The following is a 12,820-nucleotide window of genomic DNA, read 5'->3' as shown; positions in this document are numbered from 1 at the left end:
CATGGCTGACCAGAATGTTAATCCGTACCTTTCGGGCGCTGATACTGCGCCGCAGCAATCGCCGTACATGGCCGCACCTGTAGGCGCTGACAACGGCGCTAGCCGATTCGACCAGACAACACCTGATGCTGATTTCCTGAAAACGCAGCCAGCGAACATTAATCAAAGCTGGAGCGAAGGTAACTTTGCCAACCAGCAAGACCAGCAGATTGATGTTGCTGCGCAAGTGGGCGACACGCTGCAATTACAGGATGGCACTACTGTTGAGTTGACTCCTGAACTTCATGGGCTGATGGGGCAGTTTCACCAGTCTGTCGAAAGCCAGCTAGGGCAGGGGACAGTTGACGCCATGTTGCAGTACGCTGGCACACTCGACGCTGGGACGCAATCCACCCTTGAACGTATGGTTATGTCTGGCGACCCTGCGCAGATGCAGCGGGCGGTTCAGTACCTGCAAGAGCGTATGGCCGCTGGCTCTGCCACTGGTTATGTCCCGTCGCAGGGGAACACATATGGTCAGCCCGCCGCGCAACCTGTCGGAATGTCACACGCTGAATTCATCGCGGCGTACGATGCGCTGAATCAATGGGCTGCACAGACTGGCCGGGGTGCTGGCACGCGAGAATACGACCAGCAGTATCATGCGCTGGTTGCTCAACGCAGCGCCGGGAAGCGTGCCGGGCGCTAACTGGAGAATTCCATATGTACGATGAGAATAGAATCCGAGTCCTGACCGAGGTAGAGAAACAATCTCACTCGGTCGATAGCATTCTTTCCATTCTGCTTGATAAATACCCCAGCACCAGCCACGACCATCTGACGCGTGTCGCTGAATGCCTCGTTACTTTTGGCTGGGGTGTTGCTGAATACGATGCGTACCGCGCCGGGACGCTTGGCGAAGAGAAGCGCCAGACGATGGTCGCTTGGTTTACTGAGCGGAATTCCGCGCAACGCTGGGCTGCCTGATTCCGATGCCAGCGCCTGACGGTGCATTGTGGGCTGCAAGTCCGACTGGACACCTGACCCTGCGAATTTACTACTTACTGTCCACTAACCCCTGAGAACCGCACCACATGCGGCTTCCGAAAGCCTGTTTTTAATCATCTGAGGTTCATTATGAGTATCCAGAATTTCCACGCTGTCGAGCGTGTCGTTGACGTGCGTCCTGAATACGCCTTGCCGCTGGGCGCTCGCTCTCGTTCGCGCTCCCGCCGCGCTGCTGCAACACCTGATGTACTGAATCCTGCGTACATCCGGGATGTGCTTTCTAATCCTGATGCGTACCGCCCCGAAATTGTAGAGTGGGTGCGTGCCGATGCTGTGACTCGTGGCGAGAAAGTTACCCATGCTTTTAATCCAGACGAAGCGGTTTATATCGTTGCCCGGTCTGCCACGTCTGATACTCGCACCTCTGGCGTTAGCCGTGGCCTGTCCCCGGAGTTGCCGCCGAAGATGGCCGAGCGTATGCGCGAACGTGAACGGCACGAGAGGAACCGAGCCAGACCCCGCAAGGCAATCACTGAGGCTGTACGCGCAGACATTATCGACCGCGCCGCTAAAGGCCAGTCGAATCGCTACATTGCCGAGAAGGTTGGCGTATCCAAATCATCTGTAAATACGGTGCTGAACATGGCGCGTATGAGTGTTCATTAATGTAGGATATGCGTTTGCACTGTTTGCTGTCCACTAATCGCTGAGAGCCGCGCCAGCTCTGGCCTCGCAAAGCCAGTTTCGGGTACTCCGAGACTAAATATCGATAGTTCGTTTTAACCCTTATTTCCCATCGCTTTGAATCCTGCCTCGGCGGGAGGAATCCGCATGTCTGTGCCATGACGATGGTGCGGTCTTCATCAACCTACGTAGGAGTTTTGTTTATGGCTGATACTTCGTACAGTCCCGATCTGTTCCGCCCACATTATGGCGGGATGGAATCCGACAATGATATTCACATCGAGGCTTATGACCGGGACGTCCAGACTCGTTTAGAGTCCAAATCCGTATTTCTGGCAGAGGGGCTGTCTACATACAGGCCGCTGAAAGCCAGCAACCAATACCGCATTGATCGCCTGAGTGGTGATCTTGAGGTGAAGGGCAGAACCGCAGGGCAATCGCTGGAGCCTACCGCCGTTAAGTCGGACAAGCTGATTATCTCTGTGGATACGCTGAGCTATATCCGCATCCCGATTGACTATCAGGATGACTGGACAGCACCCACCTTTCGCGCAGAGCTGAGCCGCAATATCGGTACTGCTCACGCTAAATTCTACGACGAAGCGCACACCATCCAGCTAATCAAAGCGACTGACTTTGTACCGCCGCCGACGTTGCAACCAACGTTTAACCCACTAACGGATAACGTTGTATCGCTCGACCTGACAGCGGGGAGCGAAGAGGACGCCGCAAACGAACTGGTTCACGCTATCAAAGCTGCTGTTAATCGATTTCTGACTGAGAAAGATATTCCGGTGGCGGAGCTGGTACTGCTTATCGACCCGGCTTGGTTCAGCATCCTGATGGAACATAAGAAGCTGATGAACGTCCGTTACAGCCGGGATAGTGGCAACGATTACGCATGGCGTCGTGTTGGCTATGTCGCTGGGGTGCGAGTTATCGAGCTGAATAGTTACCCGCAGGAAGCCATTACCGGGCATGAACTGGGCGCTGATTATGACGTTACCGCAGAGGAAGCGCTGACGAGGGCGACGCTGTTTAAACCTTCCTCGGTACTGTTGACGGTCGAAGCGCAGAGCGTCATCAATCGCCAGTGGGATGATGAGCGCGAAATGACGATGGTGATGGACTCATATCGCCTGTTCAACGTTGGGCAGCGCCGCCCGGACTGCGTTATCAATTTCCGACAAGCTGCATAACTGGAGGGGCTGAGTCATGGTTAATGATGCTTACGCCCCGGAGCTGCTGCGCTCTTTGTTTCGGTACGATTCGGAGACTGGCCGCCTGTTCCATGCAGTGGACAGGGTAGGCGCTAATAAGCGTGTTTACGCTAGAGCCGGGGAATTGGCCGACACCGCAACGGACAGCGCCGGGTATCGGCGCGTGTCTGTCCGCATTGGTGGAAAGTCATACATGCTTTACGCGCACCGTGTCGCCCTCATCATTGCTGATGGTGGTATTCCTGCCGGGATGCAAACTGATCATATCAACGGCATACGTGATGACAATCGTCGGATTAACCTTCGCACTGTTACACCGCAGGAGAATCAGCACAACTACCGCAAAGCGAAGGGATACAGCCGTCATTCCTGCTCTGGTCGGTGGGAGGCTTACATTCGCGTTGGTGGCGTTCGACATCACCTCGGTTTGTTCACGACCGAAGCGGCTGCGCGTGCTGCGTACCTGAAAGCGAAGCGACTCTATCACCCATCAACGCCAGCCGACTTGTTAAGGGCTGCTTAAATTTTATAGGTGATAATTAATGGCTGATGAAAAACGAATCAGGCAGATTAGACCACTGGCAGATGATGACCCACGCCGCCAGCGGTACGCCGAACTTTTGGCGCAAGCTGGCCGGATGACCATCCCCCGGTTGCATCCGGGCGACGCTAACAGCGTAATGAGCCAACTTGCGACGATGCTTGGCGCACCTGTCCCGTTTATTGGGACTATGCGGGAGCACGCCGCTGCATGGCGTTCCTGTCTGCTGGAGCAAGGGCTTGGCGATCTTCTGGATGGATTGAGTAAACAGGTGCTGACAATCTTCTTTCTACTCTGCTGGAGAGACAGCGCTTTGCGATTGGCTGGGAAACAACGGGAACAAATCGCAGCGGCAAGTGAAGGTCTGACCCTAGAGCGCTACCGGGCAATGCGCCCGGATAACAGCGAGGATAAAGAAGATGACATTGACGATTAAATTACGGTGGCGGTACATCGAGCCGCCGCCTACGGCTGGCGCACTCGCTGACCTTAAACAGTGGGTAATGGATGCCGGAGAGCCTGAACTTGAAGCTGAATTTCGTAAGCTGCTGGGACTGATGCGCCGCAATGGTATCAGCGATGGGCGCGTAAATGCGGTGGCTGATGAGCTTTATGCTCTGGTATGCCAACGCCAGCGCGAAGAATACGAAGCCTGCAAGCGGGCTGCGTCTGACAATGGAGGATTTGACGAATGGCTACTACCGAACAGAAGTTGAGAAAAGCTATGCGGGGCTATCTGGAATATCTCGGCAATATGCCGCTGGCGGAACGGATTACAAACGCTGCTGCATTCGAAGATGTTTATCGCTTTCTGTTGAATGGTTCCGGGCGGCTGGAGTTGCGCCGCGCTGATGTGGCCGCTGTCCGTGTCTTTCTGTGGAATTATCAGTACCGACGCTGTGCCATGACCGGGAAGCCGTTGCGGTTAGAATCTGCTGTGCTCGACCATTGCCACCGTACCGGGCGTGTGCGGGCTGTGACGCACCGCGCCGCGAATTCGGCGGAGGGTGGGTATCGTGTCGGGCGCATGGTGAGGCTGCCGAAAGCGGCGGCGGATGCTCTGATTCGTGCGTACCGCCGCCAGTACACGGGGCTGAATGTTACATACCCGGCGTAATGGCCTCAATTTCTGAATAGCTGACCAGCTCCACGTAATTCGATAGCTCTTTCATTTCCGCCCCTTGGCTGTATGTCTTGAATGCCTCCGTCTTTGCTTTCTTCTCAGTGTGTCCGGTAATCGCTCCTATGCGCTGTTCTGGTACGCCTGCCCGGTCTAAGCAGGTGATGAAGTGACCGCGCAAGGAGTGAAAGCACTGGCGATCTGTTGCCGCTGGCAGCACGCGACGGCGTAGCCGCGTGAATGCTTGCGAGTACCACGGCCCACGTTTGCCATCTGCGCGTTTTATCTTGTTTGACTGGGGCAGCAGGTACTCCCCTTTATTCTGCTCAAGGTATTTATCCACGATACCAAATAACAATGAGTGAATCGGGACGTACCTGATGCCCGCTTTCGTTTTGGATTTGCTGACGTAGAAACAGCGTACCCCTTCAACTGTGACAATCTCGTCTCGTTTGATGCTGGCGATCTCGTCAAGACGCATACCGGAATACAGCCCGATTATGATTACGTCCCGCAGTTCGCTACCTGCCTCTTTTGTTAACGCTTGTAGCTGTTGAGGCTCAAAAGGTTGATAGCTTTCGTTTGACTGGCGGGCTTCCAGATTGTGGCCGTGAAACGGATTATCGGGAGTGATGTTGTCGTATTTACGCCGGGCGAAGTCGTACAGTGTCCCCAAGCAGGTTAGCCAGTTTTGCAGCGTCTGTCGGGAAAACTTATCTTGATTCACTTCCAGAAAGTCAGAGACAAGCCGCCGCCCGATTCCGTTTATAGTAATGGTTGGCCGCTTGATTGATTTAGTGAATGCCGATACAGCGCGAACGGATTTACTCAATGTGGAATAAGAGCGCCGATCTTTGTATTGCTCGATGTACTCTTTGCTTACATCTACCAATTTTGGTGATGGAGGTTTTCCCCGTTCTGCTGGAGTAGTTACGGGCGCGGTAATGTCGCTGGATATTCCCGCCAGTAAGTGAAGATCTGAAATAGCAGAATGAATCCGGTTTATAGGGTTATCCGGTTTCATCATGAGCTGGAGCTTTCGGAACTCTAATAAGTATTGGTCACGGAATATGCGAGCTTGCATGATGTCCCGCGTGCCTGTCGATTTCTTGAGTGAGCGCCGCCCGTGCCATAAGTGGCGCATGTACACCGGGATAAAGATTTGAAAGATGAATATCCCATCTTTGTTTGCATAAAGATAAGAAGTCTTCTTGATTGGCATGGTAATTACCTTGTAATCTACCGCTACCAACTACCGGGATAAGTACCGCGATTACTTATTTTGGTTCACAATTCAATGGGTTAGCTATGAGGGTTCGATTCCCTTCGCCCGCTCCAGATCTCTCCCCTTGTGGAGAAGCCTTAAAAGCCTTCTCTATCAGCAACTTAAATAGTTACCTATTTTAGTCGCCTATTGGTTCTACCATTGTGATCCGCCCTTGGTAACTGTCACGCTAAGTTACATGGTGAGATGACAGTATAACTCAGCGTTGGCGGCAGTTGCATCCTCACACCGCGATAGAAAACGTGAAGAAAAAGCCCATCCAGGCATCGTTATGTCATCGACAGATTGAACACACGCGCCCTATGAGCCACGTAAGCAGGTTTATGGTGATAACGTACCTACAAACGACATGTAGGCTCTATCAGCGCTTCAGCCACGCTCCCGCAAAGGTACACGGTTATCCTGATAAGGTGTGATCCCTCTGACAGTCTGATGAAGTCGCTACGCTTGTTGCTGTATCACCAACGGGGCTTTATGGCTTCTATTGTCCAAAATCAGAGAGTTGCACAAGTTATGCTCGATAGTTAATCTAAGATAAATCTTAGATTGCAAGAGGTTTTTTGATGTCTTCAAAAGCAAATCGAACATACAAGTATGGCGACCAACCGATAAGAATCACTACTGTCCAAGTGATTGAGGAACAGTTCGGAGGGGCGGCAACGGCGAAGCAAGTGGATGCTTATCTGAAAGAGCGATTTCCACATTATAAAGACGACACCCACTTGAATCTCATTGTCAACTCAGTCAACTGCAATCGTAGCTACTGGAGTTTCAACAAAACAGCCAGGCGAACTGATGATGTAACCCATCGGCATCATGAGTATGACCGATTGTTCAAGCGAGGGAAGATCTTTGAAATCTATCAACCCTCTATTCATGGTATTTGGGAGTTGTATCAGGATCAGCAAGGTAAATGGTGTTACCGTAAGGTGAAATCTGAGTTTGAAAAGGCTGTTGATGATGCGTCAGAACTGCCCCCGTCAGAACGCAAAGAGATTTTAGACGCTGAGAATAAAACTCCTGAGCTAATCGAGGTTACAACACGAGTTTATAAGCGAAGCCCCTATGTGGTAGCCGAAGTTCTTTCAAGGGCTAATGGCAAGTGTCAAAGCTGTAAGAGTGACGCTCCTTTTCTCAAAGTAGACGGCACACCATTTCTTGAGGTTCATCACATTGAGTGGCTTTCGAATGGTGGGGAGGATTCCGTTGAAAATGCGATTGCATTGTGCCCGAACTGTCACAGACAGGCGCATTATGGCGTTTTGGAGTTAGTACCAGTTAACAAATAAACTGAACATGCTTGTGATAGTATGAATAGGGTAAGTATCTTGGGGATTCTATGAGACCTTATTTAATATCTTGCTAAGCAGGGAATGTAAATATCGACATTTTTATATTATGGGAAACTTATGAAAAGTATCTGTAAGTTATGTCTCGAAGAGAAAGAACTACTGGAATCTCATAGCATACCAAGAAGCTATTTCAAACGATTGAAGAAGAATGATTCGCAGTTGATTATATTTCAAAAAGGTAGTAAACCAAAACGAGAAAATGTTGATCCTAAAGAGCCACTGACCTGCTCCCCGTTGATTAGTACACCCCGATGTTAGTAATGTCTTCATAAGCCACATGAGGACATCCCCATGAAGAAGCGTTTTTCCGACGAACAGATCATCAGTATTCTCCGCGAAGCCGAAGCTGGGGTACCCGCCCGTGAACTCTGCCGCAAGCATGCCATTTCCGATGCCACGTTTTACACCTGGCGTAAGAAGTATGGCGGTATGGAGGTGCCTGAAGTTAAGCGCCTGAAGTCGCTTGAGGAAGAGAACACCAGACTCAAGAAGCTGCTTGCCGAAGCCATGCTGGATAAAGAGGCGCTTCAGGTGGCTCTTGGGCGAAAGTACTGACGACAGACCAGAAGCGGGAAGCCGTGATGTTGATGTGTGATGCGACCGGTCTGTCGCAACGTCGTGCCTGCAGGCTTACAGGTTTATCCCTGTCGACCTGCCGCTATGAGGCTCACCGTCCGGCTGCTGATGCGCATTTATCAGGGCGCATCACTGAGCTGGCACTGGAGCGCAGGCGTTTTGGCTACCGTCGTATTTGGCAGTTGCTGCGCCGTGAAGGGCTTCATGTTAATCATAAGCGCGTGTACCGGCTTTATCACCTCAGTGGCCTGGGCGTAAAACGCAGAAGACGTCGTAAAGGGCTGGCAACAGAACGTCTGCCGCTGCTCCGTCCGGCGGCGCCCAATCTGACCTGGTCGATGGATTTCGTCATGGACGCACTTTCCACCGGTCGCAGGATCAAGTGTCTTACCTGCGTCGATGATTTCACAAAGGAATGCCTGACGGTCACTGTTGCCTTTGGGATTTCAGGCGTTCAGGTCACGCGTATTCTGGACAGCATTGCACTGTTTCGAGGCTATCCGGCGACGATAAGAACTGACCAGGGGCCGGAGTTCACTTGCCGTGCACTGGATCAATGGGCCTTTGAGCATGGTGTTGAGTTGCGCTTAATCCAGCCGGGCAAGCCAACGCAGAACGGATTTATTGAGAGCTTTAACGGACGATTTCGCGATGAATGTTTGAATGAGCACTGGTTCAGCGATATCGTTCATGCCAGGAAAATTATTAATGACTGGCGGCAGGATTATAACGAATGCCGCCCGCACTCCACGCTGAATTATCAGACACCGTCTGAATTTGCAGCGGGCTGGAGAAAGGGTCATTCTGAGAATGAAGATTCCGACGTTACTAACTGAGTGTTGTATCTAATCGTGGGGGCAGGTCACCACTTCTATGCTTCGAATGTGAGCAGTTTATCAGCCATGAGTACGAATCGTATGGAACAAGATTGTTGAGAAATCATCATAATATACGTAAAAACTCTGACCATATTATCATCAACTCTTTCGATTATAAGCGATTTTATCTTTTCTTACTAAGTATACTATGGAGAGCCTCTATCTCTAAAAGTGTGCATTATTCAACTGTTAATGGAGTTCCTGAGTTGGATGACTTGATGAGGCATTGCATTAAAAATAAACAGGTGAGAATAAATAAACTTAGTCATTTGAAGGTGGATAACTTCATCCGTATTTGTGTATTTAGATTGATCGATACAACGAATAATATTCCTGATCACGTTATTAAATCTATTCTTAGTAACTTTGCTTTTATAAAAAGTGATGAGGCTGACAGTGTACTATGGTATTTCGTTGTGGAGGGATTTGCTATATTCTATGTTTTCTCTGCTTCTAAAGATTATCATGATGTCATTAGAATGAGATTAAAATCACAGTTAACTTCTGGTAGTCATCAGAAGATCTTTAAGATTGATATTTTTAAAGACGCTCTCTTCTCCGAGATTTTTATTGATTTACTTACTGCCGCGAATGAACAGAAATGATGATTTAATAATCAAAGTGTTCTGAATACTCTACAGACGTCTTAATACATTTGCATTGTTCAAACGGACTGATCGTCATAGATTGTATTGCTGTAAATACACGCCTTAGTATTGTCAGTCTCCTGTTAGTCTATCAAGATTAGCGTGATAAGTTCTACGTGAGTTTGTTGGGTCATGAGCGCCAGTGTTATCAGTAATACCCTGTTTTTATGTGTGACTTCTTATAAATCCATTTTATTGATCTTATGTCTATAAGTCCGGTGTGTAGCGTTATGAGCTACATAACATAAACAGGTGCAGAGTGGCAATCACTGCGATCATCCGTACCCATGTACTTGTAATATGCAGGTACTACAAGTACCTCGCTTATGCTCAGCTTGTTACTTGTATCATTAACGGGGCTTTGTGGATGGTATTGTCTAAACTAAAGTACATCCAATAAGGCGGAGGAAGATGATGAGCATCACGTATAAAATCACATACGAACACAGAGACGGGAAAGAAACCAGAGCGGAGACGGTGTTACTTCGCTCTGACCACGAGCCAACACAAGATGAAGTCCAGGACGCAGTCAGAAGGGATTCCGCCAGATTTCACTCTGGCAGAGGGGGGACGGAGATTGCTGGATTCTCTATTATTTCAGTTGTATCTGAACCTTAATCCATAATGGCTTACCCCTCATTAGCCTGATTTGGAATGTTAAGAGAAAAAACAAAACACTCAAGTTGCTCTGAGGTTAAATATGTTTAATAACAAACTGTTGACGGTGGATCATGTGTATTAAAGGATTATCACTTTTTTTCTGTGCCATTTGCGTCGGTTGTAGCGGGGGTTCTCAGCGGCAAGAGCACTTAGATGTGCCTACTTATTCGGAGAGTTATGATCAGAGCTTAGGATGGCTTGTAACCGCTCGTTACAGAGACGTAAGTAACGCGGATATTGTAATGTCACTGATTGGGGACTTTTGCAAAAGCAAGGGGAAGGAAGCAACTCTATATAAGACGAATGCTGGTACTTCATCCTCCATTCAAGATATTTGGGCTTGTCAGACTCCCCCATTGTTAAATGATACAGATGTACTAAGCGGGATTTATTGCCATTTCATTGCTAACGCGCCCCGCTACTCGGTAGATTTCACGAACTCCCAAAAGGAAATTGCAGAAAAAATATTTGTTAAAACTTTCATTAAAAAGGGGATTGAATATCCAGTTGGTGGCTTTTACGAAAAGTACCTGAATAACTTTTCTGTGTGGGCAGTAGCCAAACACAAAGAGAGCGCTACTACTGATGAGGTACGTGAGTGGTTTGACACACATTGCCAGTAGGCAAAACGCTGATGCTGTTGCACCACCCATTGTCATACCATCAATGGGCAATAAGGCTTTATTGTCCAAAATCTGTTAGTTGCGCATTTTCTGCACCCTGAATACTCTGCGATTAATCCTAATAACTCAAGGGTGAGCATGGCTATCGGGAACAGACAGATTCAAGATGAATCACCTGAGGAAGAGTTAGAGCGCTTGCTGGAAGAACTTGCACTGACGCATGAGCAACGAGAGTTTATTGAGTCCATGCTACAAGAGGACGGGGATAGTACCAATGGGGAGTAACGCTTGCACCATCACTGTATTTGATGAATGGCTAATGTTCGTGTATAGACTATTTCGACTTATGATTTTACGATTTAGATAAATCATACAAGGAGGACGGTTTATGAGCGCACAGGCAGAAGAAGGAACATTACGCCGGATGACTTTAGGCGAGATAGCAATGGCTCGTAGGGTGTTCGGTGATTCGATAGTGTATAGCCGTGTCTGGATTCATTGCGACAGCTATTTACCATTCGGACTACAAAAACAGAACTACGCGATGACTCCAAACGGGGAGTTATGGTACAGAAAGTCGATGTACAGGGAAGATTTTTCCGCAAACTCGGTTTTCATCGAAGATAAATATGTTTTCATCCATGAGCTGGGGCATGTCTGGCAACACCAACACGGGCAATGGGTGAGAATGCGGGGAGCTTTTAGCTGGGCTGCTGAATATACCTACAGGCTGGATAAAGAAAAGCTCACTGATTATTCTCTTGAACAGCAAGCCTCTATTTTAGCTGATTACTGGTTACTGCTGGTTTATGGGATCAGTAAGTGGTCTTACTATCAGAGACCAGGGCGCATGGGGATGTACAGGGGCGTAGATTTGTTGCAGGATGTCCCTTCGCTTTACCAGAAAATCGTAACAGGGAAGGGGCGTTAAACATGAAAAACAAAATGTTGCTGGGTGTTGTATTCCTCTTAACGGGATGCCCTGGGCCAGGTGATCGAATGGTAGATCGTGAATCTACAACGGCATTGATCAAAGATAATCAAGTTTGTGTGTTGTCACCACTGGAGCCGCAGGAACGGATCACTGCTATTCAAATCAAAAGCGATAATAGCGACTCTCTTCACAAGATTTTCGATGACAAGCCTGTTTATGTGCCGAAGGGGGAGTGTCTTCCTGTATTTGGATTTAAGTTTACGTCTGGGGAGCGGTATAGCTTCGCGTATGACGTCCAATCTGATAAGTCAGAATCACATTTAGTCACCGCTGAACTTTCATACCCTAAAGAATAGGGGGCAAACTGCCCCTTTATATTCATTTCAACGCACGTACGTGATCAAGTAAGCGTTTAATGCGCGTATATATCTCTTAATGCATATAGTCTATCACGCTTGCTGAAGCCGCTTAACAACCTGATCGAAGGCTCCCGCTTGTAACTGGGAGATTCCTCAAATATCAGTAAGATGGGTCAGTAGGTCTTTAGTCGGTAGAAGGTGGCTTTGCTGATAGCCAGCCTATCTTGAACCATTGCTGGAGAGCAACCTTGATCTAATAGCTCTCTCACCTGTTCAGCGGTTGCTTTAATCGGTCTGCCACAATGTTTGCCTTCCGATTGAGCACGCTTGATACCTGCCGTTCTGCGCTCTGCTATCAGGTCTTTCTCCAGGCTGGCAAGTCCTGCCATCATGGTAAGCATTGCTTTACCCACTGGTGTTGACAGGTCGAACCCTTCTCGCAAGCTGACAACCTTCACGCCCTTCGCTTGCAACATTTCAACTGTCGACAGTACATCAATGGTATTACGTCCCAAGCGGTCTATGGCAATCACAATCAGCGTATCGCCTTCTCGCACATAGCTGAGTAGTTCACCAAACCCTGGACGATCTGATGCCTTTACTGCACCACTCACGGCTTTATCACTGAACCAGCGATTAACACTATATCCAGCTTCGGTTATCTGCTGCTTCTGGTTTTCAACGTTCTGGTCGCTGGTGGAAACTCGCACATATCCGATCACAGTTGTCATGATGTTCTCTAAGTCTCAAAAGATAGTATCAAAATAATAGCTGTCCCAAAATAAAAGATCAACCTTTTGAGACAAGGCGAAGCCGCATTTTGCCGTTGTGTCTGTCGTTTTCAGAAGACGGCTGCACTGAACGTCAGAAGCCGACTGCACTATAGCAGCGGAGGGGTTGGATCCATCAGGCAACGACGGGCTGCTGCCGGCCATCAGCGGACGCAGGGAGGAC

At 48.9% G+C, this 12,820-nt stretch carries 18 protein-coding genes; 15 read left to right on the top strand and 3 right to left on the bottom strand.

The genetic code is table 11. The features are described 5' to 3' along the window. The first annotated feature begins 1 nt into the window (after position 1). The 8 genes from ACJBF3_RS10505 to ACJBF3_RS10470 all read left to right on the top strand — a co-directional run bounded on the left by ACJBF3_RS10505 (position 2) and on the right by ACJBF3_RS10470 (position 4,549). The gene (locus ACJBF3_RS10505) at positions 2-688 is read left to right on the top strand and encodes a hypothetical protein (RefSeq protein ID WP_105612173.1); all 687 of its coding nucleotides are present in this window, start codon (positions 2-4) and stop codon (positions 686-688) included. 14 nt (positions 689-702) lie between these two features. Continuing rightward, on the top strand, positions 703-966 hold the full coding sequence (locus tag ACJBF3_RS10500) for a hypothetical protein (protein WP_105612172.1): 264 nt from the start codon (positions 703-705) through the stop codon (positions 964-966). A 150-nt stretch (positions 967-1,116) separates the two neighbouring features. Further along, positions 1,117-1,653 carry a hypothetical protein gene (locus ACJBF3_RS10495; RefSeq protein WP_226840821.1) on the top strand — a complete coding sequence of 179 codons (537 nt, stop codon included), beginning with the start codon at positions 1,117-1,119 and terminating at the stop codon, positions 1,651-1,653. A 221-nt stretch (positions 1,654-1,874) separates the two neighbouring features. Beyond that, entirely contained in the window at positions 1,875-2,870 is a 996-nt protein-coding gene (locus tag ACJBF3_RS10490; RefSeq protein ID WP_105612206.1) for a capsid protein, read from the top strand. Positions 2,871-2,886: 16 nt separating this feature from the next. Next, positions 2,887-3,414, top strand: coding sequence for an HNH endonuclease signature motif containing protein (locus ACJBF3_RS10485; RefSeq protein WP_063930133.1), 528 nt, complete (start codon positions 2,887-2,889; stop codon positions 3,412-3,414). Between the two features lie 19 nt (positions 3,415-3,433). Next, positions 3,434-3,868 carry a hypothetical protein gene (locus tag ACJBF3_RS10480; RefSeq protein ID WP_105612171.1) on the top strand — a complete coding sequence of 145 codons (435 nt, stop codon included), beginning with the start codon at positions 3,434-3,436 and terminating at the stop codon, positions 3,866-3,868. Continuing rightward, positions 3,852-4,148: a hypothetical protein gene (locus tag ACJBF3_RS10475; RefSeq protein WP_105612170.1), complete on the top strand. Its 297-nt coding sequence runs from the start codon at positions 3,852-3,854 to the stop codon at positions 4,146-4,148. Before ACJBF3_RS10480 ends, ACJBF3_RS10475 begins: the two co-directional genes overlap by 17 nt. An 8-nt stretch (positions 4,149-4,156) precedes the next feature. Further along, positions 4,157-4,549 carry an endonuclease domain-containing protein gene (locus ACJBF3_RS10470; protein ID WP_063930147.1) on the top strand — a complete coding sequence of 131 codons (393 nt, stop codon included), beginning with the start codon at positions 4,157-4,159 and terminating at the stop codon, positions 4,547-4,549. Here ACJBF3_RS10470 and ACJBF3_RS10465 read toward each other — a convergent pair. After that, positions 4,533-5,774, bottom strand: coding sequence for a tyrosine-type recombinase/integrase (locus tag ACJBF3_RS10465; RefSeq protein ID WP_105612169.1), 1,242 nt, complete (start codon positions 5,772-5,774; stop codon positions 4,533-4,535). The two genes, ACJBF3_RS10470 and ACJBF3_RS10465, sit on opposite strands and share 17 nt — an antisense overlap. A gap of 626 nt (positions 5,775-6,400) precedes the next feature. Here ACJBF3_RS10465 and ACJBF3_RS10460 point away from each other — a divergent pair. From ACJBF3_RS10460 to ACJBF3_RS10430, 7 genes are all read left to right on the top strand, one after another. Further along, a complete protein-coding gene (locus tag ACJBF3_RS10460; RefSeq protein WP_023337724.1) occupies positions 6,401-7,126 on the top strand; it encodes an HNH endonuclease in 726 nt (241 codons plus the stop codon). 354 nt (positions 7,127-7,480) lie between these two features. Continuing rightward, positions 7,481-8,601, top strand: a protein-coding gene (locus ACJBF3_RS10455) for an IS3-like element ISSen4 family transposase (RefSeq protein WP_085950818.1) whose coding sequence is annotated in 2 segments (ribosomal slippage) — positions 7,481-7,739 and positions 7,739-8,601 — 1,122 coding nt in all. Because the reading frame shifts where the segments join, the coding sequence is not laid out codon by codon here. Between the two features lie 248 nt (positions 8,602-8,849). After that, complete coding sequence (locus ACJBF3_RS10450) at positions 8,850-9,248, top strand: hypothetical protein (protein WP_072058183.1); 399 nt, start codon at positions 8,850-8,852, stop codon at positions 9,246-9,248. A gap of 944 nt (positions 9,249-10,192) precedes the next feature. Continuing rightward, the gene (locus ACJBF3_RS10445) at positions 10,193-10,573 is read left to right on the top strand and encodes a hypothetical protein (protein ID WP_032635618.1); all 381 of its coding nucleotides are present in this window, start codon (positions 10,193-10,195) and stop codon (positions 10,571-10,573) included. Positions 10,574-10,711: 138 nt separating this feature from the next. Further along, on the top strand, positions 10,712-10,858 hold the full coding sequence (locus tag ACJBF3_RS10440; protein WP_023294874.1) for a hypothetical protein: 147 nt from the start codon (positions 10,712-10,714) through the stop codon (positions 10,856-10,858). 103 nt (positions 10,859-10,961) lie between these two features. After that, positions 10,962-11,504: a hypothetical protein gene (locus ACJBF3_RS10435; protein ID WP_023294875.1), complete on the top strand. Its 543-nt coding sequence runs from the start codon at positions 10,962-10,964 to the stop codon at positions 11,502-11,504. A gap of 2 nt (positions 11,505-11,506) precedes the next feature. Next, positions 11,507-11,863, top strand: a complete 357-nt coding sequence (locus tag ACJBF3_RS10430; protein WP_032635620.1) for a putative T6SS immunity periplasmic lipoprotein — start codon at positions 11,507-11,509, stop codon at positions 11,861-11,863. A 176-nt stretch (positions 11,864-12,039) separates the two neighbouring features. On the opposite strand, the gene ACJBF3_RS10425 is transcribed toward ACJBF3_RS10430, so the two are convergent. Beyond that, positions 12,040-12,597 (bottom strand): recombinase family protein, encoded by a 558-nt coding sequence (locus ACJBF3_RS10425; RefSeq protein WP_023294876.1) that lies wholly within the window; start codon positions 12,595-12,597, stop codon positions 12,040-12,042. 15 nt (positions 12,598-12,612) lie between these two features. Continuing rightward, on the bottom strand, positions 12,613-12,820 hold a 208-nt coding region (locus ACJBF3_RS10420), incomplete at its 5' end, for a hypothetical protein (RefSeq protein ID WP_406545000.1).

The sequence above is a fragment of the Enterobacter sp. PP-008-ECC_S150 genome (assembly GCF_045257065.1).
Taxonomy (GTDB): Bacteria; Pseudomonadota; Gammaproteobacteria; order Enterobacterales; family Enterobacteriaceae; genus Enterobacter; species Enterobacter chengduensis.
The sequence above is the reverse complement of the archived record's forward strand: the minus strand, read 5'-3'. Positions and strand labels throughout refer to the sequence as shown.